General features: G+C 55.9%; 22 protein-coding genes. 11 read left to right on the forward strand and 11 right to left on the reverse strand.

The annotated features are described in order from the left end of the window. Positions 1-91: 91 nt before the first annotated feature. Positions 92-1,027, forward strand: coding sequence for a LysR family transcriptional regulator (locus ADJ24_RS06800; protein ID WP_023309807.1), 936 nt, complete (start codon positions 92-94; stop codon positions 1,025-1,027). Between the two features lie 34 nt (positions 1,028-1,061). Here ADJ24_RS06800 and gyrB read toward each other — a convergent pair whose 3' ends face one another. The 4 genes from gyrB to dnaA are packed head-to-tail and all read right to left on the reverse strand — an operon-like array spanning position 1,062 to position 7,074. Further along, positions 1,062-3,473: a DNA topoisomerase (ATP-hydrolyzing) subunit B gene (gyrB, locus tag ADJ24_RS06805; RefSeq protein ID WP_023309806.1), complete on the reverse strand. Its 2,412-nt coding sequence runs from the start codon at positions 3,471-3,473 to the stop codon at positions 1,062-1,064. A 28-nt stretch (positions 3,474-3,501) separates the two neighbouring features. Next, on the reverse strand, positions 3,502-4,575 hold the full coding sequence (recF, locus tag ADJ24_RS06810; RefSeq protein WP_023309805.1) for a DNA replication/repair protein RecF: 1,074 nt from the start codon (positions 4,573-4,575) through the stop codon (positions 3,502-3,504). Continuing rightward, positions 4,575-5,675 (reverse strand): DNA polymerase III subunit beta, encoded by a 1,101-nt coding sequence (gene dnaN, locus ADJ24_RS06815; RefSeq protein WP_023309804.1) that lies wholly within the window; start codon positions 5,673-5,675, stop codon positions 4,575-4,577. Before dnaN ends, recF begins: the two co-directional genes overlap by 1 nt. A gap of 4 nt (positions 5,676-5,679) precedes the next feature. Then, complete coding sequence (dnaA, locus tag ADJ24_RS06820; RefSeq protein WP_010426558.1) at positions 5,680-7,074, reverse strand: chromosomal replication initiator protein DnaA; 1,395 nt, start codon at positions 7,072-7,074, stop codon at positions 5,680-5,682. A 599-nt stretch (positions 7,075-7,673) separates the two neighbouring features. Between dnaA and rpmH the strand changes: the two genes are divergently transcribed. From rpmH to ADJ24_RS06855, 9 genes are all read left to right on the forward strand, one after another. Further along, on the forward strand, positions 7,674-7,814 hold the full coding sequence (gene rpmH / locus ADJ24_RS23445) for a 50S ribosomal protein L34 (RefSeq protein WP_000831330.1): 141 nt from the start codon (positions 7,674-7,676) through the stop codon (positions 7,812-7,814). A 16-nt stretch (positions 7,815-7,830) separates the two neighbouring features. Then, complete coding sequence (rnpA, locus tag ADJ24_RS06825; protein ID WP_032640303.1) at positions 7,831-8,190, forward strand: ribonuclease P protein component; 360 nt, start codon at positions 7,831-7,833, stop codon at positions 8,188-8,190. Beyond that, positions 8,154-8,411 (forward strand): membrane protein insertion efficiency factor YidD, encoded by a 258-nt coding sequence (yidD, locus tag ADJ24_RS23990; protein ID WP_001307474.1) that lies wholly within the window; start codon positions 8,154-8,156, stop codon positions 8,409-8,411. Before rnpA ends, yidD begins: the two co-directional genes overlap by 37 nt. A gap of 2 nt (positions 8,412-8,413) precedes the next feature. Then, positions 8,414-10,057, forward strand: a complete 1,644-nt coding sequence (gene yidC, locus ADJ24_RS06830; protein WP_023309802.1) for a membrane protein insertase YidC — start codon at positions 8,414-8,416, stop codon at positions 10,055-10,057. Positions 10,058-10,129: 72 nt separating this feature from the next. After that, positions 10,130-11,494: a tRNA uridine-5-carboxymethylaminomethyl(34) synthesis GTPase MnmE gene (mnmE, locus tag ADJ24_RS06835; protein WP_021242672.1), complete on the forward strand. Its 1,365-nt coding sequence runs from the start codon at positions 10,130-10,132 to the stop codon at positions 11,492-11,494. Positions 11,495-11,605: 111 nt separating this feature from the next. Further along, complete coding sequence (locus ADJ24_RS06840; RefSeq protein WP_023309801.1) at positions 11,606-12,781, forward strand: MFS transporter; 1,176 nt, start codon at positions 11,606-11,608, stop codon at positions 12,779-12,781. Beyond that, complete coding sequence (gene yidZ, locus ADJ24_RS06845) at positions 12,750-13,721, forward strand: HTH-type transcriptional regulator YidZ (protein WP_023309800.1); 972 nt, start codon at positions 12,750-12,752, stop codon at positions 13,719-13,721. The genes ADJ24_RS06840 and yidZ overlap by 32 nt, the downstream gene beginning before the upstream one ends. Before the next feature lie 122 nt (positions 13,722-13,843). Beyond that, complete coding sequence (locus tag ADJ24_RS06850; protein WP_023309799.1) at positions 13,844-14,590, forward strand: 4'-phosphopantetheinyl transferase family protein; 747 nt, start codon at positions 13,844-13,846, stop codon at positions 14,588-14,590. Between the two features lie 36 nt (positions 14,591-14,626). After that, complete coding sequence (locus ADJ24_RS06855) at positions 14,627-15,193, forward strand: NADPH-dependent FMN reductase (RefSeq protein ID WP_023309798.1); 567 nt, start codon at positions 14,627-14,629, stop codon at positions 15,191-15,193. A gap of 91 nt (positions 15,194-15,284) precedes the next feature. Here the strand turns inward: ADJ24_RS06855 and adeP are convergent, their stop codons facing one another. Beyond that, positions 15,285-16,622: an adenine permease AdeP gene (gene adeP / locus ADJ24_RS06860; protein ID WP_023309797.1), complete on the reverse strand. Its 1,338-nt coding sequence runs from the start codon at positions 16,620-16,622 to the stop codon at positions 15,285-15,287. A 164-nt stretch (positions 16,623-16,786) separates the two neighbouring features. Here adeP and yieH point away from each other — a divergent pair, with 164 nt between their 5' ends. After that, positions 16,787-17,452: a 6-phosphogluconate phosphatase gene (gene yieH / locus ADJ24_RS06865; protein WP_023309796.1), complete on the forward strand. Its 666-nt coding sequence runs from the start codon at positions 16,787-16,789 to the stop codon at positions 17,450-17,452. A 93-nt stretch (positions 17,453-17,545) separates the two neighbouring features. On the opposite strand, the gene phoU is transcribed toward yieH, so the two are convergent. The 6 genes from phoU to glmS form a co-directional block, all read right to left on the reverse strand. Beyond that, positions 17,546-18,271: a phosphate signaling complex protein PhoU gene (phoU, locus tag ADJ24_RS06870; protein ID WP_023309795.1), complete on the reverse strand. Its 726-nt coding sequence runs from the start codon at positions 18,269-18,271 to the stop codon at positions 17,546-17,548. Positions 18,272-18,297: 26 nt separating this feature from the next. Beyond that, the gene (gene pstB / locus ADJ24_RS06875; protein ID WP_010426574.1) at positions 18,298-19,071 is read right to left on the reverse strand and encodes a phosphate ABC transporter ATP-binding protein PstB; all 774 of its coding nucleotides are present in this window, start codon (positions 19,069-19,071) and stop codon (positions 18,298-18,300) included. Between the two features lie 47 nt (positions 19,072-19,118). Continuing rightward, positions 19,119-20,009, reverse strand: coding sequence for a phosphate ABC transporter permease PstA (gene pstA, locus ADJ24_RS06880; protein ID WP_023309794.1), 891 nt, complete (start codon positions 20,007-20,009; stop codon positions 19,119-19,121). Next, positions 20,009-20,968, reverse strand: coding sequence for a phosphate ABC transporter permease PstC (pstC, locus tag ADJ24_RS06885; protein ID WP_023309793.1), 960 nt, complete (start codon positions 20,966-20,968; stop codon positions 20,009-20,011). Before pstC ends, pstA begins: the two co-directional genes overlap by 1 nt. Positions 20,969-21,096: 128 nt before the next feature. After that, positions 21,097-22,137 carry a phosphate ABC transporter substrate-binding protein PstS gene (pstS, locus tag ADJ24_RS06890; RefSeq protein ID WP_008500186.1) on the reverse strand — a complete coding sequence of 347 codons (1,041 nt, stop codon included), beginning with the start codon at positions 22,135-22,137 and terminating at the stop codon, positions 21,097-21,099. Between the two features lie 321 nt (positions 22,138-22,458). Next, complete coding sequence (glmS, locus tag ADJ24_RS06895) at positions 22,459-24,288, reverse strand: glutamine--fructose-6-phosphate transaminase (isomerizing) (protein ID WP_023309792.1); 1,830 nt, start codon at positions 24,286-24,288, stop codon at positions 22,459-22,461. Positions 24,289-24,319: the final 31 nt, after the last annotated feature.

Consider the following 24,319-nt stretch of genomic DNA (forward strand, 5'->3'; position numbering starts at 1 on the left):
GATGAGCTTTAGTCCTGACAGTCTACCGTTGACTAAAGGTCGCCAGTGGCGATAAGTTTTCTCTTTATTGACGCCAGAACAGATACAATCTATGACCGATACGCTGAAGGATATTCCTGTTTTTGTGGCCGCCGTTGAGGCGGGAAGTTTTGCGCAGGCTGCCCTTCGTCTGCATTTGTCACGCTCGGCGGTCGGAAAAAGCATCGCTCGCCTTGAACAACGGCTGGGGGTACGTCTTTTTCAGCGCACCACCCGCAGCCAGAGTCTGACCGATAACGGCGCCCTTTTTTATGAACGCTGCCTGCGCGCGCTGGAGGAGATTCGGAGTGCGGAATCGCTGCTTGAGACGGGGAAACAGCAGGTCAGCGGTCGCCTGCGCATTTCCATGCCGGTGCTGTTTGGCCGCCAGTGTGTCGCCCCGCTGCTGATAGCGCTGGCTCAGGAACACCCCGGGCTTGAGCTGGAAATGTCATTCAGCGACCGCGTGGTGGATCTGGTCGAGGAAGGGTTTGATATGGCGGTGCGTAACGGCACGCTTCACGACAGCAGCGTGCTGGTCGCCAGAAAGCTGGGAGAACACCGCATGGTGCTGTGCGCCGCGCCGGAGTATCTGCTGAAGAAAGGCCAGCCACAAAGCGTTAATGATTTATCCCAGCATACGGCCATTAACTATTTGAGCGCAGGCAGAGTGTTGTCCTGGCAGCTGATGGATAACGAAGGAACGTCGCACACCTTTACGCCCCGATCGTCGCTCAATATGGATGATTTGCAGGCGATCTGCGACGCTGCGCTGGCCGGACACGGCATTGCATGGCTGCCCTGCTGGATGGTCGTCAAAGATATTCACCAGGGTAAACTCGTCCCGCTCTTAAAGCAGGCACCGGATGTGCATTTCAACGTTCATGCCGTGTGGCAGCAGACGCCGCATCTGCCGCTGAGGGTAAGAATAGCGATAGATACGCTGGCGAACCGTTTACCGTCCGTGATGTCGCTGGATATGCCTGCGCCCACAAAAAAGCCGCGCTAAAAGCGCGGCCAGTTATGGTGCGGTATAACGACGATTAAATATCGATATTTGCCGCTTTCAGGGCGTTCTCTTCGATGAAGGCACGACGTGGTTCAACCGCATCGCCCATCAGGGTCGTGAACAGCTGGTCCGCAGCAATCGCGTCTTTAACGGTGACGCGCAACATGCGGCGGCTTTCCGGATCCATGGTAGTTTCCCACAGCTGCTCCGGGTTCATTTCACCCAGACCTTTGTAGCGCTGGATCGCAAGACCACGACGAGACTCTTTCACCAGCCAGTCCAGCGCCTGCTCGAAGCTGGCTACCGGCTGACGACGTTCGCCACGTTCGATGAACGCATCGTCTTCGATCAGGCCACGCAGCGTCTCGCCAAGCGTGCAGATGCGGCGGTATTCCGGACCGGTCACAAACTCGTGTTCCAGCGGATAGTCGGTGTCAACGCCGTGGGTACGCACGCGAATAATAGGCTCGAACTGCTTATCGGCGTTCTGCTGGATATCGCATTTCCACATGCTGCCGTGCTGCTCTTTCTCGTTGAGATCGGTCACCAGGGCGTTCACCCAGCGGGTTACGGTCTGCTCGTCGCTCAGATCGGCTTCGGTCAGGGTTGGCTGATAAACCAGCTCCTTCAGCAGCGTTTTCGGATAGCGGCGTTCCATACGCGTGATCATTTTCTGCGTCGCGTTGAACTCGGACACCAGACGCTCCAGCGGCTCGCCGGCCAGTGCAGGGGCGTGCGAGTTCGCATGCAGGGTTGCGCCATCAAGGGCGATTGCGATTTGGTACTGATCCATCGCTTCGTCGTCTTTAATGTACTGTTCCTGCTTGCCTTTCTTCACCTTGTACAGCGGCGGCTGTGCAATGTAGACGTGGCCACGCTCAACGATTTCAGGCATCTGACGATAGAAGAAGGTCAACAGCAGCGTACGAATGTGCGAGCCGTCGACGTCCGCATCGGTCATGATGATGATGCTGTGGTAGCGCAGTTTATCCGGGTTGTACTCATCACGGCCGATGCCGCAGCCCAGCGCGGTAATGAGCGTCGCCACTTCCTGAGAAGAGAGCATCTTGTCGAAGCGCGCCTTCTCAACGTTAAGGATTTTACCCTTCAGCGGCAGGATAGCCTGGTTCTTACGGTTACGGCCCTGCTTCGCAGAACCGCCCGCGGAGTCCCCTTCCACGAGGTACAGTTCGGACAGCGCCGGGTCGCGTTCCTGGCAGTCAGCCAGTTTGCCCGGCAGGCCTGCTAAGTCCAGCGCGCCTTTACGACGGGTCATTTCACGGGCTTTACGCGCCGCTTCACGGGCACGCGCCGCATCAATAATTTTACCCACCACGATTTTCGCGTCGGACGGGTTTTCCAGCAGGTATTCGCTCAGCAGTTCGTTCATCTGCTGTTCAACCGCCGATTTCACCTCGGAAGAGACCAGCTTGTCTTTGGTCTGTGAGGAGAACTTCGGATCCGGCACCTTCACGGAGACAACGGCAATCAGGCCTTCACGGGCGTCATCACCGGTGGCACTGACTTTTGCTTTTTTGCTGTAGCCTTCTTTGTCCATGTAGGCGTTCAGGGTACGGGTCATCGCCGCACGGAAGCCTGCAAGGTGCGTACCGCCGTCACGCTGTGGAATGTTGTTGGTGAAGCAGTAAATGTTTTCCTGGAAACCGTCGTTCCACTGCAGCGCCACTTCCACGCCGATACCGTCTTTTTCGGTGGAGAAATAGAAGATATTCGGGTGAATAGGCGTTTTGTTCTTGTTCAGATACTCAACGAACGCCTTGATACCGCCTTCGTAGTGGAAGTGGTCTTCTTTGCCGTCACGCTTGTCGCGCAGGCGAATAGAGACGCCGGAGTTCAGGAACGACAGTTCACGCAGGCGTTTCGCCAGGATGTCATACTCGAATTCGGTGACGTTGGTGAAGGTTTCGAGGCTCGGCCAGAAACGCACCATGGTACCGGTTTTGTCGGTATCGCCAGTAACGGCCAGCGGTGCCTGCGGCACGCCGTGCGTATAGAGCTGACGGTGGATCTTGCCTTCGCGCTGGATAACCAGCTCCAGCTTCTGCGACAGGGCGTTAACCACGGAGACGCCTACGCCGTGCAGGCCGCCGGAAACTTTATAGGAGTTATCGTCGAACTTACCGCCTGCGTGCAGCACGGTCATGATCACTTCCGCGGCAGAGACGCCCTCTTCCGGGTGAATACCGGTTGGGATGCCACGACCATCATCGGTGACGGAGACGGAGTTATCCGCATGGATGGTGACCACGATGTCTTTACAGTGACCCGCGAGCGCTTCGTCGATAGCGTTATCTACCACCTCGAATACCATGTGGTGCAGACCGGTGCCGTCATCCGTGTCGCCGATATACATACCCGGGCGCTTACGCACCGCATCCAGCCCTTTCAGGACTTTGATACTGGAGGAGTCATAAGAATTCGACATCAACGTTTCTCGCTCATTTCAACTTGGGTTAATCCGTTATTTTACCCTTTTCCACGGTAAACATCTTCGAATTTTCGTCCGACATGTCTATAACGTGTTCAGCGCTAATAGCGCTGACGAAAACCTGCGACTGCGTGGCTTTTAAGCGGCTGGCAAGCAGCCCGCGCCGCGCGTCGTCAAGTTCCGAGGCAAAATCATCTATCAGGTACAGGCAGCGTCTTCCGCTCTCGCGGGTGAGAAACTCGCCCTGTGCCAGGCGCAGCGCACACATCAGGAGCTTGAGCTGCCCGCGCGACAGCGTGTCTTCCACCGGTGCACCGTCGGCACGAATGCGGAAATCCGCCTTGTGAGGGCCGTGTGCGGTGTAGGTCAACATGCGATCGCGCTCGAAGCTTCTCTCTAACACCTCGGCATAATCCGTCTCTTTCTCCCAGCCGCGCTGGAAGGAGAAGGTGAGAGAGAATTCAGGTAAAAACTGTTTGCAGGTGTCGGCCATGTCTTCGGCGATACCTGCGCTGTATTCGGCACGCCAGTTGCTGATTTGTTCCGCGAGAGGGATTAACTCCATGTCCCACGGACGCAGCTGGGCGTAACGGGTAACCTGGCGCAGTGCAGCGTTACGCTGCTTGAGCAGACGCTTCAGGTTGCTCCAGGCGTTAAAGAAACCGGCTTCGTTGTGAAAGCATCCCCAGTCGAGGAATGCTCTTCTGTATTTGGGGCCGCCGTTGAGTAAAGTAAACCCCTCCGGCGTAATCAGCTGCATTGGCATCAGCAGCGCCAGCTCCGCCACTTTATGGCCGTCGGTGCCGTCGATGCGCACCTTACTGTCGCCCTGCTTGTCTTTGGTCAGGCCGATGGCAGTTTCCCGCTCCGCCCCCTGCAAACGCCCGTGCAGGACAAAGGATTCCTGCTCGTGGCGAATGACGCGACCAATCTGCAAACTGCGAAACGCCCGACCGTGGCCGAGCGTATAGATGGCCTCAAGCACGCTGGTTTTGCCGCTGCCGTTTGCGCCAACCAGGAAGTTAAAGCCAGGGGATAAAGCGAGATCCGCGCTTTCGATATTGCGAAAGTCGCGGATCAACAGACGGGTGAGCGACATTACAGTCTCATTGGCATGACAACATAAGCAGCCGACTGTGATGCGGCATCTTCAATCTGTACGCTTGAAACGGAGTCGGTCAGCAGAATGCGCACGTTCTCGCACTTCAGCGCATTCAGCACATCCAGCACGTAGCTGACGTTAAAGCCGATTTCCATCTCGGTTCCGGCGTAGGTGACGTCCAGAATTTCTTCTGCCTCTTCCTGCTCCGGGTTGTTAGCGGTGATTTTGATCTGGTTTTCACTCACGTACAGGCGCACGCCGCGGAATTTCTCGTTTGAGAGAATGGCCGCACGGGCAAAGGCCTGCTTGAGGCTGTCGCAGCCTGCTTCCAGCGTTTTGTCCGGATTCTTCGGCAATACGCGGCGATAATCAGGGAAACGACCGTCAACCAGCTTCGAAGTGAAGACAAAATCGCCCACGTGTGCGCGGATATTGTTGCTGCCGATCTGCACGCGCAGCGGCGTGTCGCCGCCGTCGAGCATACGCATCAGCTCAATCACCCCTTTACGCGGCACGATCACCGAATGGTTTGGCAGCGCGTCGCCAATCGGCATAGAACAGACCGCCAGACGGTGGCCGTCGGTGGCTACGGTACGCAGCTCTTCACCTTCGGTTTCGAACAGCATGCCGTTTAAGTAGTAACGGACGTCCTGATGTGCCATGGAGAACTGCGTGGCTTCAATCAGACGCTTCATCGTCGCCTGCGGCAGGGTGAATTCAACTTCGCTCTGCCAGTCGTCCAGGTTCGGGAAGTCCGCAGCAGGCAGCGTGGAGAGCGAGAAACGGCTGCGGCCAGAGCGCACCAGCATACGGTCGCCTTCCAGCTGCACGGCGATTTCAGCGCCTTCCGGCAGCCCGCGGCAGATATCAAAGAATTTACGTGCCGGAACCGTGGTCGCGCCCGCGTCGTGCGGCTGCGTCAGCGTAACGCGCGCGATCATTTCCATTTCCAGATCTGTACCGGTCAGCGACAGCGTACCGTCCGCGACCTGAAGCAGCAGGTTTCCGAGAATAGGCAGCGTTGGGCGGCCACCTAATGGGCCACTCACCTGTTGCAGCGGTTTTAATAAATGTTCACGTTCAACGGTAAATTTCATAGCGTCACGATGATAATGTTCTGATTAGATTGGAAAAATCTTCTTTTATGTCGTGGCTTTCTTCGCGTAACTGCTCAATCTTGCGACAAGCGTGCAGCACGGTCGTATGGTCACGGCCACCAAACGCATCCCCGATTTCCGGCAGACTGTGGTTGGTTAACTCCTTAGCCAGCGCCATCGCCATCTGACGCGGACGCGCCACCGAGCGGGAACGACGTTTAGACAGTAAATCTGCCACTTTGATCTTGTAGTACTCAGCCACCGTCTTTTGAATATTGTCGATAGTGACCAGTTTTTCCTGCAATGCCAGCAAATCTCGCAGCGCTTCACGCACAAAATCGATGGTGATCGCACGACCAGTGAAGTTGGCATTGGCGATAACGCGGTTCAGCGCCCCTTCCAGCTCACGCACGTTGGAGCGCAGACGCTTGGCAATGAAGAACGCCACTTCGCCCGGCAGGCGAATGTCGTTTTCATCGGCTTTCTTCATCAGGATCGCGACGCGGGTTTCCAGCTCCGGTGGCTCGATCGCCACCGTCAGGCCCCAGCCGAAGCGGGATTTCAGACGATCTTCAACGCCGTTGATCTCTTTTGGGTAACGATCCGAGGTCAAAATGATCTGCTGATTGCCTTCCAGCAGGGCATTAAAGGTGTGGAAAAACTCTTCCTGCGATCGTTCTTTATTGGCAAAGAACTGGATGTCATCGATGAGCAGAGCGTCAACAGAACGATAGTAGCGTTTAAACTCTTCGATCGCATTGTTTTGCAGGGCTTTTACCATGTCCTGAACGAAGCGTTCGGAGTGCATATACACCACTTTGGCATTGGGCTTGCGCGCCATAATGCCGTTACCCACCGCATGCAGCAGGTGCGTTTTACCCAGACCCGTACCGCCATAAAGGAACAGCGGGTTGTAGGCCCCACCAGGGTTATCAGCAACCTGACGAGCCGCCGCGCGCGCCAGCTGGTTCGACTTACCTTCAACGAAGTTATCGAACGTGTGTTTCACGTTAACGTTAGAGCGGTAGGTTGGCTCAGCCGGTGCGGGGACATTATCCCAGCCCTGACGAGCGGGTGCGACGCGAGGGGCCGGAGCAGGCGCGGCCTGAGCAGGTGCTGCTACGTTCACGGTTTCACGAACGGTTTGGGTGACCGGCTTTGTGCCCACTTCAAAGCGCAGCTGCGGGGCATCAGACCCGCAGAAATCGTTCAGCAGTCCATTGATGTTATTAAGGTACTTGTCCCTTACCCAATCGAGCACAAAACGGTTTGGCGCATACAAAGCCAGCGTGTTATCGCTCAGTTCCGCCTGCAACGGGCGGATCCACATACTGAATTCTGTGGCTGGTAACTCATCCTGCAATCGGGCAAGACACTGCTGCCAAAGCGAAAGTGACACGGCGGACTCCACTCGAACAATAAAAGAAAACTATTGAATATTCATGATTGTTGGCGCACATCGACATGACCCTGTGTAAAGGGGGACGTGCGAATTGCTATCTGCAATTTATCCTGACCAGGATCCTGGGATCCCGATCGGGACCGCGGATCATAGCCTAAACTGAGCCAGAGATCTTCTGTTTCTCACAGATTCTTCCCGATTTATCCACAGGAAGATCCGGAACCGGATAAGTGTAAACGATCCTGGCGCCAGTGCCCCACGATTTAGTCCGCATATTGGAAAAATTAATGAGCACAGACAATTTATTGCTTAAATGATCTAACGAAGATCCGGGACGATCCTTGCGCTTTGTTGGCGAGGCCGTATAATCCTCGACCCGGCGCGTGATGCTCATCTTCCTGCGTCGTCCGTTGCTCATTTTCCACGCGAAAACGTGCGGAAATACGCGGGAAATAAGGAAAGAGAATTGACTCCGGAGTGTACAATTATTACAATCCGGCCTCTTTAATCACCCACGCTGAGGCGTTAGTCGTTCGAAACTCGTTCGGGTATACGCAAAAGTCAGTGAATTTATTCAAGTTTAGGTAGAAATCGCCATGAAACGCACTTTTCAACCGTCTGTACTGAAGCGCAACCGTTCTCACGGCTTCCGTGCTCGTATGGCTACTAAAAATGGTCGTCAGGTTCTGGCACGTCGTCGTGCTAAAGGCCGCGCTCGTCTGACCGTTTCCAAGTAATAAAGCTAACCCCTGAGTGGTTAAGCTAGCATTTCCCAGGGAGTTACGTTTGTTAACTCCCGCTCATTTCACTTTCGTCTTCCAGCAGCCACTACGGGCTGGCACGCCGCAAATCACCATCCTCGGCCGCCAAAATTCGCTGGGGCATCCCCGCATCGGTCTCACAGTCGCCAAGAAAAATGTTAAGCGTGCGCATGAACGCAATCGGATTAAACGTCTGACGCGTGAAAGCTTCCGTTTACGTCAGCACGAACTGCCTTCAATGGATTTCGTGGTGGTGGCGAAGAAAGGGGTTGCCGACCTCGATAACCGTGCTCTCTCGGAAGCGTTGGAAAAATTATGGCGCCGCCACTGTCGCCTGGCTCACGGGTCCTGATAGCCCTCATTCGGGTCTATCAACGCCTGATTAGTCCGCTACTCGGGCCGCACTGCCGTTTCACACCAACATGCTCAAGCTACGGAATTGAGGCATTGCGCAGGTTTGGAGTGATAAAAGGCAGTTGGTTGACGGTGAAACGCGTATTAAAATGCCACCCTTTACACCCCGGTGGAGACGACCCCGTCCCTCCAGGACCCTTTGATACCAGAGAACACTAACGATGGATTCGCAACGCAATCTTCTTATCATCGCTTTGTTGTTCGTGTCTTTCATGATCTGGCAGGCATGGGAGCAGGATAAAAATCCTCAACCCCAGCAGCAGACCACGCAGACTACGACCACCGCAGCGGGTAGCGCCGCCGACCAGGGCGTACCGGCCAGTGGCCAGGGGAAACAGATTACGGTTAAGACCGATGTGCTTGAGCTGACAATCAACACCCGTGGTGGTGATATTGAGCAGGCGCTGCTGTTGACCTACCCGAAAGAGCTGAAGTCTAACGAACCGTTCCAGTTACTGGAAACCACGCCTGAGTTTATCTACCAGGCGCAGAGCGGCCTGACAGGTCGTGATGGCCCGGATAACCCGGCTAACGGTGCGCGTCCACTGTATACCGTCGAGAGCGACACCTTTGTGCTGGCTGATGGCCAGAACGAACTCGCGATCCCGATGACGTATACCGACGCCGCAGGCAACACCTTCACTAAAACCTTCACCCTGAAGCGCGGTGAGTATGCGGTGAACGTGGGCTACAGCGTACAGAACGCCAGTGCGAAACCGCTGGAGCTGTCGACCTTTGGCCAGCTGAAGCAGTCCATCAATCTGCCGTCTCACCGTGACACCGGAAGCAGCAACTTTGCGCTGCATACCTTCCGTGGCGCGGCGTACTCCACGCCAGACGCAAAGTATGAGAAATACAAATTCGACACCATTGCCGATAACGAAAACCTGAACGTTAGTTCCAAAGGCGGTTGGGTTGCGATGCTGCAGCAGTATTTCGCTACGGCCTGGATCCCAAACAACGACGGTACGAATAACTTCTATACCGCGAACCTGGGCAACGGTCTTGCAGCCATCGGCTACAAATCTCAGCCGGTTCTGGTTCAGCCGGGTCAAACCGGTAAGATGGCAAGCACCCTGTGGGTCGGCCCGGAAATTCAGGACAAAATGGCCGCTGTTGCGCCGCACCTGGATCTGACCGTTGATTACGGTTGGTTGTGGTTCATCTCTCAGCCGCTGTTTAAGCTGCTGAAGTTCATCCACAGCTTCCTGGGTAACTGGGGCTTCTCCATCATCGTTATTACCTTCATCGTTCGTGGCATCATGTACCCGCTGACTAAAGCGCAGTACACCTCCATGGCGAAGATGCGTATGCTGCAGCCGAAGATTCAGGCTATGCGTGAGCGTCTGGGGGATGACAAACAGCGTCAGAGCCAGGAAATGATGGCCCTGTACAAAGCAGAGAAAGTAAACCCACTGGGTGGTTGCTTCCCGCTGCTGATTCAGATGCCAATCTTCCTTGCGCTGTACTACATGCTGATGGGTTCCGTTGAGCTGCGCCACGCGCCGTTCGCACTGTGGATCCATGACCTGTCCGCACAGGACCCGTACTACATCCTGCCGATCCTGATGGGCGTGACGATGTTCTTCATCCAGAAGATGTCGCCGACCACCGTGACCGACCCGATGCAGCAGAAGATCATGACCTTTATGCCGGTCATCTTCACCGTGTTCTTCCTGTGGTTCCCGTCAGGTCTGGTGCTGTACTATATCGTCAGCAACCTGGTGACCATCATCCAGCAGCAGCTGATTTACCGTGGTCTGGAAAAACGTGGCCTGCATAGCCGCGAAAAGAAAAAGTCCTGATTCGGTAAGTTAACGCTAAAATAAGGGCGGTCGATTGACCGCCTTTTTTATTTGTATTGAACGAGACCAACCATGAGCCATAACGACACTATCGTCGCCCAGGCAACCCCACCGGGACGCGGTGGTGTAGGCATTCTGCGTATCTCCGGCCTGAAGGCGCGCGAGGTGGCCGAAGCGGTGCTGGGTAAACTGCCAAAGCCGCGCTACGCTGATTACCTGCCGTTTAAAGATACCGACGGCACGCCGCTGGACCAGGGCATTGCGCTGTGGTTCCCCGGCCCGAACTCTTTCACCGGCGAAGACGTGCTGGAGCTGCAGGGCCACGGCGGCCCGGTTATCCTCGACCTGCTGTTAAAACGTATCCTGACCCTGCCGGGCCTGCGCATTGCGAAGCCGGGCGAGTTCTCCGAGCGTGCCTTCCTCAACGACAAGCTCGACCTGGCGCAGGCAGAAGCGATTGCAGACCTGATCGACGCCAGTTCTGAACAGGCGGCCCGCTCCGCCCTGAACTCGCTGCAGGGGGCATTCTCCGCCCGCGTAAATCACCTTGTGGAAGCACTTACTCACCTCAGGATCTACGTGGAAGCGGCTATCGACTTCCCGGATGAGGAGATCGACTTCCTCTCTGACGGTAAAATCGAAGCGCAGCTCAACCAGGTGATGGCCGATCTCGACGCCGTTCGCGCCGAAGCGCGCCAGGGCAGCCTGCTGCGCGAAGGGATGAAGGTGGTGATTGCCGGACGCCCTAACGCCGGGAAATCAAGCCTGCTGAACGCCCTGGCGGGCCGTGAAGCGGCAATCGTAACCGACATTGCCGGCACCACTCGCGACGTGCTGCGCGAGCACATCCACATCGACGGCATGCCGCTGCACATCATCGACACCGCCGGCCTGCGCGATGCCAGCGACGAGGTTGAGCGCATCGGTATCGAACGTGCCTGGCAGGAGATCGAGCAGGCCGACCGCGTGCTGTTTATGGTGGACGGCACCACGACCGACGCCGTTGACCCGGCTGAGATCTGGCCAGACTTTATCGCCCGTCTGCCGGCTAAACTGCCCATCACCGTGGTGCGTAACAAAGCGGACGTCACCGGCGAAACGCTGGGCATCAGCGATGTGAATGGTCACTCACTGATTCGCCTGTCGGCGCGTACCGGTGAAGGCGTTGACGACCTGCGTAACCATCTCAAGCAGAGCATGGGCTTTGATACCAGCATGGAAGGCGGCTTCCTGGCGCGTCGTCGTCACCTGCAGGCGCTGGAAGAGGCGGCAAACCACCTTGTTCAGGGTAAAGCGCAGCTGATCGGCGCGTGGGCGGGTGAACTGCTGGCGGAAGAGCTGCGTCTGGCGCAGCAGAATCTGAGCGAGATCACCGGGGAGTTTACGTCGGACGATCTGCTGGGACGGATTTTCTCGAGCTTCTGTATCGGTAAGTAAGGCCCGATCGCTGATGGTGATTTCCTCCAGGGAAATCACCATTGTCCAAATGGCAACTCGCCTAATCCCTTTTCACCCCCTATCCTGCATGCCTGCATCTATGGGGGGTTTATGGCGCGTTTTCTGTTTTGTAGCTTCGCTTTAGTTCTGCTTTATCCGTCCGGCATTGATATGTATCTGGTGGGATTGCCGCACATCGCCCGCGATCTGGGCGCCAGCGAAGCGCAGCTGCACATCGCGTTTTCGGCCTACCTCGCGGGGATGGCGTCGTCTATGGTCTTTGCCGGGAAGATCGCGGATAAGGCAGGCCGTCAACCCGTCGCGATAAGCGGCGCCATCATTTTTGCCCTGGCCTCTCTTCTCTGCTCACAGGCCCAAAGCAGCACCTTGTTCCTGGCCGGACGGTTTATCCAGGGCATTGGCGCCGGTGGCTGCTACGTCGTCGCGTTTGCCATTTTGCGCGACACCTTAAGCGCCCAGCGTCGCGCTAAGGTGCTTTCGATGCTGAACGGTATTACCTGCATTATCCCGGTGCTGGCCCCGGTCGTGGGATATCTGATCATGCTGAAATTCCCGTGGCAGAGCCTGTTCTGGACCATGGCGGCGATGGGCGCGCTGGTGTTTATCCTGTCTATCGCCGTGCTGAAAGAGACCCACCCGGGCTCGCAGAATACCGGTCATACCGCAACCATTCACCCAGCCGAGAAGCTGCTTAACCGCTTTTTCCTCAGTCGTCTGGCCGTGACCACGTTAAGCGTGGCGGTGATCCTGACCTATGTAAACGTTTCCCCGGTTTTACTGATGGAGACCATGGGCTTCGATCGGGGTGAGTATTCAACGGTGATGGCATTAACCGCCATGGTCAGTATGGCAGTCTCGTTCTCCACCCCGTTTGCGCTAAATGTTTTCAGCCAGCGCACGCTGATGCTGACCTCACAGGTTTTATTCCTCACGGCTGGCGCGATCCTGGCAACCACCAGCTCGCATGCGGTGATGCTGGCGGGTATTACCCTTATTTGTGCCGGGTTCTCGGTTGGCTTTGGCGTGGCGATGAGCCAGGCGCTTGGCCCCTTCTCGCTGCGGGCAGGCGTGGCAAGCTCGGTGCTGGGAATTGCGCAGGTCTGCGGCTCGTCGCTGTGGATTTGGCTGGCGGCGGTCATCGGGCTTAACGCGCTGAATATGCTGATCGGGGTTCTGATTGGCTGTAGCATACTGTGCATCACCTTACTTATGGTCATCCAGCCCGCGGCGCATTATGAAGAAGCCCATCAGCAGTCTCGATCTTAACCTGTTGCTGTGCCTGCAGCTTTTGCTGCAGGAGCGCAGCGTCACCAAAGCGGCGAAGCGGATGAACGTGACGCCGTCTGCGGTGAGTAAATCGCTGGCCAAGCTGCGTGACTGGTTTGACGACCCGCTGTTTGTCAAAACGCCGTTGGGGCTGCTGCCGACCCCGCTGACGGTAAGCCTCGAGCAGGATTTGGCTGACTGGATGCAAATCGGCAACCAGATCCTCGATAAATTTCACCATGATTCCCCGGGCGGGCTAACGTTCGTGCTGGCCGCCGAAACGCCGTTGATGCTGATCCGCTTTAACGCCCTGCTGGAGCAGGTGAACCAGCGCTATCCGCAGGCTACTGTGAAGATGCGTCACTGGGATTATGACTCGCTGGACGCCATTACGCGTGGAGAGGTGGATCTGGGATTCACCGGACGCGAAACGCACCCGCGATCGCGTGAATTGCTGAAGCTAATGCCGTGGTTCATCGACTATGAGATCCTGTTCAGCGACCGTCCGTGCGTGTATCTGCGTGAGGATCACCCCGCGCTACAGGACGAATGGAATCTTGAGACCTTCCTGCGCTACCCGCACATTAGCATCTTCTGGGAACGCAGCGACACCTGGGCACTGGACGAAGTGCTAAAGGAGATGGGGCGAGAGAGAAATATTGCCATGTGCGTGCCGGGCTTTGAGCAGTCGATGTTTATGGCGGCGCAGCCCGGCCATAACTATATCGCCACCGCTCCGCACTACTGTCATCACTACAATCAACTCCACCAGCGGAAGCTGATCGCGCTGCCCATTCCCATTGACGAAGAGCAGGCTGAAAAGCTTACCGTTCCCTTCACGCTGATCTGGCATAAACGGAACAGCCATAATCCGAAAATCCTCTGGCTGCGGGAAACCATCAAGGCGCTGTACGGTGCCAGCGATCCAATTTTTGCCTAAGAAAATGTAAAGTTCGGTCCTGAGGCTTCTCTTACTCCCATTTACTGATTAAAACAGGAGTCAAGTTAAGCGATAATCATGTAACCGTTTAACCGATTACGACCATTATCAAGGAGCGAAAAATGGCTACGCACTTTGCAAGAGGGATACTTACGGAAGGACGTCTCGTATCGGCAAGAATTTCTTCAGCCTGTCACAGTGAAGCACTCACTCTTCCGGAACACCGCAGAACGCGGTTTTTAGCGTCCAGAGCGCTTCTCGCAGAACTGCTGTTTATGCTGTACGGCACCAGCGAGCTGCCGGACATCATTACCCAACCCGAAGGCCGCCCGGTCTTTGCCGACCCGGATCTCCCTCGTTTTTCGATTGCCTACGCGGGCAATATCATTGGCGTCGCGCTGACCACCGAAGGGGATTGTGGGCTGGATATGGAACTTCAGCGCGCGACGCGCAGCTTCCATGGCGGTAATGCGCATGAAGACTATCCGCTCTCCAGCAATGAGAAGCTGTGGGTACGCAACCAGAACGATCCTGTCGAAGCCCGAGCCCAGCTCATTACCCTGCGCCAGAGCATTCGCAAGCTCTGTGGATGCGCCTCAGACGACGCCAGCATGCTGCAACTGCTTCCAGGCTCCGGACGTCTGCGCGCCACTCAGGCCACGCTGGTAGAGGCGCTCAGCGACGCAGAGGATGTGCTCATTTGGTCCATTGCGGTTACCCCCGCCATCGAACGCATGAAAATCTGGGAATTTGACAGCCAACAGGGATGGCGTAGCCTTCCTGATGTGCCCGAGCGCGCCAACGAGCCCGCCGCACGCCTGATGCGTTTAACCAGTTTACCGGCAGAAAAAGCATTCACCCTTAGCTGATCCGATCAGGGTCATCATGATGAAACAGGAGTAATCATGTCTGATACGTTGAAAGTAGTTACGTTACTGGGAAGCCTGCGCAAAGGTTCATTTAACGGGATGGTTGCCCGCACGCTGCCGCAGCTGGCACCGGCAGGAATGGAAATTAGCGCCCTGCCGTCTATTGGCGATATTCCGCTGTATGACGCTGACGTACAGCAGGAAGAGGGTTTTCCGCAGAGCGTTGAGGCGCTGGCGGAGCAGATCCGCCAGGCTGACGGCGTGGTCATCGTCACGCCGGAGTATAACTATTCGGTTCCGGGTGGCCTGAAGAATGCCATCGACTGGCTGTCCCGTTTACCTGAGCAGCCGCTGGCAGGTAAGCCGGTGCTGATCCAGACCAGCTCAATGGGCGCGATTGGCGGCGCGCGCTGCCAGTATCATCTACGCCAGATCCTGGTATTCCTGGATGCGATGGTCATGAACAAGCCGGAATTTATGGGTGGTGTGATTCAGAACAAGGTCGACCCGCAAACGGGTGAAGTGGTGGATCAGAGCACGCGCGATCATCTGTCTGGCCAGCTGACGGCGTTTGGGGATTATATTAAGCGGGTGAAGGCGTAAGCTTATTGCGGCCTGATGCCCTCACCCCAGCCCTCTCCCACGGGAGAGGGTGCAAACACTAAAGCCCTTTTCTTCGAAAAGGGCTTGCTGTTTATTTGGCATCAATAAACACAATCTTCAGCACAAACAGCAGCGCCACAACAATCACGCATGGGCTGAGGTCGCGGAAGCGGCCGGTACCGATCTTCATTACGCAGTAAGAGATAAAGCCCAGCGCGATACCTTCGGTAATCGAGAAGCTGAACGGCATCATCACGGCGGTAATAAACGCCGGCACCGCTTCGGTTAAATCATCCCACTTCACGCGAGACAGGCTGGAGGTCATCAGCACCCCCACATAGATCAGCGCGCCGGCTGCCGCATACGGTGGAACCATACCCGCCAGCGGAGAGAGGAAGATCACCAGCAGGAACAGAATACCCACGACCACCGCCGTCAGGCCGGTACGGCCTCCCACGGACACGCCGGAAGACGATTCAATGTACGCGGTAACGGACGAGGTTCCGATAAAAGCACCGGTCACAGAGGAGACGCTGTCCACAAACAGCGCCTGCTTCATGCGCGGGAATTTGCCTTTTTCATCCGCCAGGCCCGCTTTGTCGGTCACGCCAATCAGCGTGCCGGAGGAGTCAAACAGGTTGACCAGCATGAAGGAGAAAATCACGCCCGCCAGGCCCAGGTTCAGGGAACCCGCCAGATCGACGTGACCAATCACGGTAGAGACGCTCGGTGGCGCGGAGACAATACCGTTATAGTGAACGTCGCCCAGCATCCAGCCCAGCAGGGTGGTGACCACGATGGAGACCAGCACCGCCGCGTGAATATTACGGGAAGCCAGGATCGCGATGATAAAGAAGCCCAGCACGCCCAGCAGCACGTTATGAGAGGTCAGGTGACCGATGCTCACCAGCGTATCCGGGTTAGCCACGATAACGCCGGCGTTTTTCAGCCCCATCATACCGATGAACAGACCGATACCGCTGGTGATGCCCACGCGCAGACTCACGGGAATGTTTGCAATCATCCAGTAACGCACGCGGAAAATGGTCAGCAGCAGCAGGCCAACCGCGCCCCAGAAGATGGCGCCCATGCCAACCTGCCACGGGAGACCCATCGCCTGAACCACCACGAATGCGAAGAACGCATTCAGGCCCATCGCCGGTGCCAGCGCAACCGGCAGGTTAGCGAACACACCCATGAGAATGCTGCCAAGGGCCGCAATCAGGCAGGTGGTTACAAAGACGGCGCTGGTATCCATGCCAGCAACGCCCAGAATTTGAGGGTTCACAAAAACGATATAGACCATCGTCAGGAAGGTGGTGAAACCAGCGATCACTTCGGTGCGTGCCGTTGTGCCGTGCTCGCGCAGTTTAAAAACGCGCTCAAGCAGACCCTGACCAGACGTCTGGGTAGTGTGTTGTTGACTCATCATCAATTCCGAACAAGGAGGGAAAATTCGTCGCTATCCTATACCAAAATGCGACAATAGTGGCGGTTACGTGATACTTTTTTCATTGATTTTGCTTATACGGCAACGATTGCGTCCCGGCGAACTGCCGTACGTAAACGTTAAACTTGTTAAAAGGGAAAGGCATGTCCGGAATTGAAGCGGTATTTTTCGACTGCGACGGTACGCTGGTCGACAGTGAGGTCATTTGTTCCCGCGCGTATGTCACTATGTTCAAGGAATTTGGCATTACGCTGGAGCTCGAAGAGGTGTTTAAACGCTTTAAGGGCGTGAAGCTCTACGAGATCATCGACATCATTAACCGGGAACACGGTGTGGATCTGGCGAAAGCCGATCTGGAACCGGTGTACCGCGCCGAGGTCGCACGCCTGTTTGATTCGGAGCTGGAGGTCATTCCGGGCGCAAACGCGCTGCTGGATGCGATGACGGTGCCTGTCTGCGTCGTCTCTAACGGCCCGGTCAGCAAAATGCAGCATTCGCTGGGCAAGCTTGAGATGTTGCACCATTTCCCGGAAAAACTGTTCAGCGGCTACGATATCCAGCGCTGGAAGCCAGACCCGGCGCTGATGTTTCATGCGGCAAAAGCAATGAACGTCAACGTAGAGAACTGCATTCTGGTGGATGACTCGTCTGCGGGCGCGCAGTCAGGGATTGATGCGGGGATGGAGGTGTTTTACTTCTGCGCCGACCCGCACAACAAGCCGATCGATCATCCGAACGTGACGACCTTTACCGATCTGGCGCAGTTGCCAGCGCTGTGGAAGGCACGCGGGTGGAATATTACTCGCTGAGTTTTCCGCTCACCCCGACCCTCTCCCAAGGGGAGAGGGAGAAAACCGAATTGTCCTCTCTCCCTGTGGGAGAGGGTTAGGGTGAGGGTAAAATCACTCTTTCGGATCTTTACCCGCCAGCAGTTTGTCCAGCTCGTCGCCGCCCACGTGACGGAAGTCCTGACCTTTCACGAAGTAGAAGATGTATTCGCAAATGTTCTGGCAGCGGTCGCCGATACGCTCAATAGAGCGCGCGCAGAACAGGGCAGTCAGTACGCTTGGGATCGTACGTGAATCTTCCATCATGTAGGTCATCAGCTGACGCACGATGCCTTCATACTCCTGGTCGACCTTCTTGTCTTCACGGTAGATACGCACCGCTTCGTCCAGATCCATACGCGCAAAGGCATCCAGCACGTCGTGCAGCATCTGCACGGTGTGGCGGCCCAGCGACTCCAGGCTCACCAGCAGGGGCTGGTGCTGCTGAGAGAATTTCTCCAGCGCGGTGCGGCAGATTTTATCCGCAACGTCACCAATTCGCTCCAGCTCGGCGATGGTCTTGATGATTGCCATCACCAGACGCAGATCGCTCGCCGTCGGCTGGCGTTTCGCGATAATGCGCACGCAGGCCTCGTCGATAGCGACTTCCATCATGTTGACGTTTTTGTCGCCGTCAATGACGCGCTTCGCCAGCTCGCTGTCCTGGTTGTGCATTGCCGTAATCGCATCAGAAAGCTGCTGCTCGACCATGCCGCCCATGGTCATTACCTGGGTGCGAATGCTTTCCAGCTCTGCGTTGAACTGGCCGGAAATGTGTTTATTAAGATTGAGGTTGTCCATGGTTTCTCCACATGCACTAAGGCAAATCAACCGTAGCGGCCAGTAATATAATCTTCGGTTTGTTTCTTCGCGGGCCTGGTGAACAGCGCGTCCGTATCGCTGAACTCGATCAACTCGCCCAGGTACATAAACGCCGTGTGATCGGAACAACGTGCAGCCTGCTGCATGTTATGGGTCACGATAACCACGGTGTAATCCTGCTTCAGCTCGGTGATCAGCTCTTCAATACGGCCGGTTGAGATCGGGTCCAGCGCTGAACACGGCTCATCCAGCAGCAACACTTCCGGGCGAATAGCAATACCGCGCGCAATGCACAAACGCTGCTGCTGACCGCCGGAGAGAGAGTAACCGCTCTGGTGCAACTTATCTTTGGTTTCGTTCCATAATGCGGCCTTGGTCAAAGCCCACTGCACGCGCTCGTCCATATCGGCACGGGAGAGCTTTTCAAACAGGCGAACGCCAAACGCGATGTTGTCGTAAATTGACATAGGGAAAGGCGTTGGTTTCTGGAACACCATCCCCACTTTGGCGCGCAGCAGGGCGATATCCTGAGCCTGGGTCAGAATGTTTTCGCCGTCCAGGATAATTTCACCTTCAGCGCGCTGCTCCGGATAGAGCGAATACATTTTGTTAAAGGTACGCAGCAGCGTGGACTTCCCACAACCTGACGGACCGATAAATGCCGTGACCTGGTTCTTCGCGATATCCAGGTTGATGTTCTTCAGGGCATGGAATTTGCCGTAGTAGAAGTTCAAATCACGAACCTGAATCTTACCCGGGGCAGTATCAACCATACTCATTGACTCATTTCCTCATTCGGCGCCGCGAGCTGCAGCGCCGTAAAAAATTAACCGTGTTTCTTCTTCGCGAAAATGACGCGCGCCAGAATGTTCAGCAACAGCACGCAAAGGGTAATGATCAGCACCCCGGCCCAGGCCAGCTGCTGCCATTCCGCGAATGGGCTCATCGCAAATTTAAAGATCGTCACCGGCAGGTTGGCGATCGGCTGCATCATGTCCGTGCTCCAGAACTGGTTGGAGAGGGACGTAAACAGCAGCGGCGCCGTTTCACCCGCGATACGCGCTACCGCCAGCAGGATACCGGTCATGATCCCGGAGACCGACGCCTTCAGCGTAATCGCAGAAATCATCTTCCATTTCGGCGTACCCAGCGCATAAGCCGCTTCACGCAGGCTGTCCGGCACCAGTTTCAGCATGTTCTCGGTGGTACGAATAACAATCGGCACCTGCAGCAGCGCCAGTGCAATCACACCCGCCCAGCCGGAGAAGTGTTCCATCTGTGCCACCACCACGGTGTAAACAAACAGACCCACGACGATAGAAGGTGCAGACAGCAGAATGTCGTTGATGAAGCGAATGACTTCGGCCAGCCAGGATTTACGACCGTATTCTGCCAGGTAGATGCCCGCCATAATGCCCAGCGGCGTGCCGAAGACCGTCGCCCAGAGGATCAGCAGGCCGCTGCCCGCCAGGGCATTCGCCAGGCCACCACCCGCCGTGTTCGGCGGCGGCGTCATTTCGGTGAACAACGACAGTGACATCCCGTCAATCCCGCGAACGACCGTCGAGAAGAGGATCCAGACCAGCCAGAACAGGCCGAATGCCATCGTCGCCATAGAGAGCGACAGGGCAATACGGTTTTTCATGCGGCGTCTGGCCTGCATTTTGCGGCGGGATTCCGCCAGTTCAGCGGTTGCTTGCATTTCGAGAGTTGCCATTAGCGTGCTCCCTCATTTTTAGCGAGGCGCATAATCATCAACTTGGAAATCGCCAGAACAATGAAGGTGATAACGAACAGAATCAGACCCAGCTCCATCAGCGCCGCCACGTGCAGCCCAGATTCCGCTTCCGCAAATTCATTCGCCAGCGCCGAGGTAATACTGTTACCCGGCATGTAGAGCGACGCGCTGTCGAGCTGGTAGGTGTTACCGATGATAAAGGTGACCGCCATGGTTTCACCCAGCGCACGACCTAAACCCAGCATCACGCCCCCGATCACCCCATTTTTGGTGAACGGAAGGACAATGCGCCAGATAACTTCCCAGGTGGTGCAGCCGATGCCGTAGGCCGACTCTTTCATCATCACCGGCGTTTGTTCGAAGACATCGCGCATCACCGCCGCAATGTACGGAATAATCATGATGGCGAGGATCACGCCAGCCGCCAGAATGCCGATACCGAAAGCCGGGCCAGAGAACAGGGCACCCACAAACGGAATGGCGGAAAGCACGTTACCGACCGGTTCCTGGAAGTACGTGGCGAACAGCGGAGCAAAGATGAACAGACCCCACATGCCGTAAACGATACTTGGAATAGCCGCCAGCAGTTCGATGGCAATACCCAGCGGGCGTCGCAGCCAGCCCGGCGCCAGCTCCGTCAGGAACAGGGCAATACCAAAGCTCACCGGAACCGCAATCAGCAGGGCGATGAACGAGGTCACCAGCGTGCCGTAAATCGGCACCAGGGCACCGTAGATATCGTTCGGCGCGTCCCACTCTTTAGTCCACAGGAAGGAAAAACCGAATTTCTGGATGCTCGGCCATGAGGAGAAAATCAGAGACACGATAATGCCGCCCAGCAGCAATAGCACAATCAGCGCAGCCAGTTTCACCAGCGCGCTGAAAATCATGTCACCTTTTTTACCCGGAGGGTTAAATGCAGGCTTGGTTGCAGCCATAAATTACTCTTCTGTTTGAGACGTTTTTACGAATATGCCCGGTGGCGCTGACGCTTACCGGGCCTACAGCTTAAACCGTAGGGCGGGTAAGCGCAGCGCCACCCGCCATCTTCGTTAAATATATCCTGTTAGTACAGCGCTTTACCGCTGCTGTCTTTCACGTTGGTTTTCCATGCAGCGCGAATCTGCTCAACCACGTTGTCCGGCAGGGTGGCGTAATCCAGAGCGTTAGCCTGTTTGCCGCCGTTTTTGTACGCCCAGTCGAAGAACTTCAGCACTTCGGCGCCCTGCTCAGGTTTCTTCTGCTCTTTGTGAACCAGGATGAAGGTGGTAGAGGTGATTGGCCACGCACCTTCGCCTTTCTGGTTAGTCAGATCCTGCGCGAAGGATTTGCTCCAGTCAGCGCCTTTCGCGGCGTTAGCAAAGTTCTCTTCGGTCGGGCTAACCGGTTTGCCGTCGGCTGAAACCAGTTTGGTGTAGGACAGGTTGTTCTGCTTGGCGTACGCATACTCTACGTAGCCGATGGAGCCAGGCAGACGCTGTACGAACGCGGCGATACCGTCGTTACCTTTACCGCCCAGACCGGTTGGCCAGTTAACGGTAGAGCCGGAGCCGACTTTAGATTTCCACTCTTCGTTCACTTTTGCCAGGTAGCTGGTGAACACGAAAGAGGTACCGGAACCATCCGCGCGGCGAACCACGGCGATGTTCTGAGAAGGCAGCTTCAGGCCTGGGTTGAGTTTAGCGATCGCTTCGTCATCCCATTTTTTGATTTTGCCCAGGTAGATGTCACCCAGCGTTTTGCCGTCCAGCACCAGCTCACCCGACTTCACGCCCGGCAGGTTGATGGCCAGGACCACGCCACCGATCACGGTAGGGAACTGGAACAGGCCTTCCTGAGCCAGTTTGTCATCAGACAGCGGAGCGTCTGATGCGCCGAAATCAACAGTGTTCGCGGTAATTTGTTTAACGCCACCGGAGGAGCCGATACCCTGATAGTTAACCTTGTTACCGGTTTCTTTCTGGTAGGTATCCGCCCATTTGGCATACACCGGCGCAGGGAAGGTTGCACCAGCGCCAGTCAGGCTTGCTTCTGCAAATACAGAGAACGCGCTCAGAGATAAGGTCGCGGCGACAACAGTTGCGACAGTGGTACGCATAACTTTCATAATGTCTCCTGCAAGATTTTCGTAAATCGTTGTTTAGTGGCTACGATGAGCAAAATAGGACAAACAGGTGACAGATAAATGTACGAATTATGACAGTTTTATGACAACGTAAATTTCACTTAAAAATCAGCAAAAGAAAGCTTATTTTTCATCGCGTTAGCCGCTTTTATGACAAGGCGTTTTCAGAAATATTTTCTTTATGTGACACTGAAAAAAGTAGCTGAAGATGACAAATTGTCATTATTAAAAACGAGAAAGGATTGATGAAAAACAAGCCGGGCAGGATAAAAAAGCTCCACCCGAAGGTGGAGCCTGAAGGGATTATTCTACGGTAACCGATTTCGCCAGGTTACGCGGCTGGTCAACGTCGGTACCTTTGATCAGCGCAACGTGATAGGCCAACAGCTGCAGCGGAACGGTGTAGAAGATTGGTGCAATCACCTCTTCCACATGCGGCATCTCGATGATATGCATGTTGTCGTTGCTGACAAAACCGGCATCTTTGTCGGCGAAGACGTACAGAACACCGCCGCGGGCGCGCACTTCTTCGATGTTAGACTTCAGTTTTTCCAGCAGTTCGTTGTTTGGTGCCACAACGATGACCGGCATATCCGCGTCAATCAGCGCCAGCGGGCCGTGCTTCAGCTCGCCAGCCGCATAGGCTTCAGCGTGAATGTAGGAGATCTCTTTCAGCTTCAGCGCTCCTTCCAGCGCAATCGGATACTGATCGCCACGACCCAGGAACAGGGCGTGATGTTTGTCGGAGAAATCTTCCGCCAGCGCTTCAATGCGTTTGTCCTGAGACAGCATCTGTTCAATACGGCTCGGCAGCGCCTGCAGGCCGTGAACGATGTCGTGCTCAACGGACGCATCTTCACCTTTCAGACGCGCCAGCTTCGCCACCAGCATCAGCAGAACGGTCAGCTGAGTGGTAAACGCTTTGGTAGAGGCCACACCGATTTCGGTGCCCGCTTTGGTCATCAGCGCCAGATCGGACTCACGCACCAGCGATGAGCCAGGAACGTTACAGATAGCCAGAGAGCCCAGGTAACCCAGCTCTTTAGACAGACGCAGCGCTGCCAGCGTATCCGCCGTTTCACCAGACTGGGAAAGGGTGATCATCAGGCTGTTACGACGCACCGCGGATTTGCGATAGCGGAATTCAGACGCGATTTCCACATCGCACGGCACGCCAGCCAGGGATTCAAACCAGTAGCGAGAGACCATACCGGAGTTGTATGAGGTGCCGCAGGCCACGATCTGAATATGCTCGACCTTGCCGAGCAGTTCGTTCGCGTTTGCGCCCAGCTCGCTCAGATCCACTTCACCGTGGCTGATGCGCCCGGTCAGCGTGTTTTTGATGGCGTTTGGCTGCTCGTAAATCTCTTTCTGCATGTAGTGACGGTAAGCGCCTTTGTCGCCCGCGTCGTACTGCAGATTCGATTCAATCTCCTGACGTTTCACCTGCTCGCCTTTGGTATCAAAGACGGTCACGCTGCGACGGGTCACTTCCGCGATATCACCCTCTTCGAGGAAGATAAAGCGACGGGTAACCGGCAGGAGCGCCAGCTGGTCAGAAGCGATGAAGTTTTCGCCCATGCCCAGACCGATAACCATCGGGCTACCGGAACGCGCGGCCAGCAATGTGGACGGATCGCGGGAATCCATGATCACCGTACCGTACGCACCGCGCAGCTGAGGGATAGCACGCAGCACCGCATCACGCAGCGTGCCGCCCTGCTCCAGCTCCCAGTGCACCAGGTGAGCAATCACTTCGGTGTCAGTTTCAGAGACGAAGGTGTAGCCGCGCGCTTTCAGTTCTTCGCGCAGCGGTTCGTGGTTTTCGATAATGCCGTTGTGCACGACCACGATGTGTTCAGACACATGCGGGTGCGCGTTACCTTCAGACGGTTCGCCGTGCGTCGCCCAGCGGGTGTGCGCAATACCGGTACCACCGTGCAGCGGATGTTCTTCCGCGGCCTGGGCCAGCATCTGCACTTTACCGAGACGACGCAGACGGGTCATATGACCTTCTGCATCGACGACAGCCAGACCGGCTGAGTCGTAACCACGGTATTCCAGACGACGTAAACCTTCGAGAAGGATTTCAGCAATATCACGCTGCGCAACTGCGCCAACAATTCCACACATAATTTTAGATTCCGAATTTAGGCATTATGCC

The sequence above is a fragment of the Enterobacter sp. 940_PEND genome (genome assembly GCF_001059415.1).
Classification (GTDB): domain Bacteria; phylum Pseudomonadota; class Gammaproteobacteria; order Enterobacterales; family Enterobacteriaceae; genus Enterobacter; species Enterobacter cloacae_M.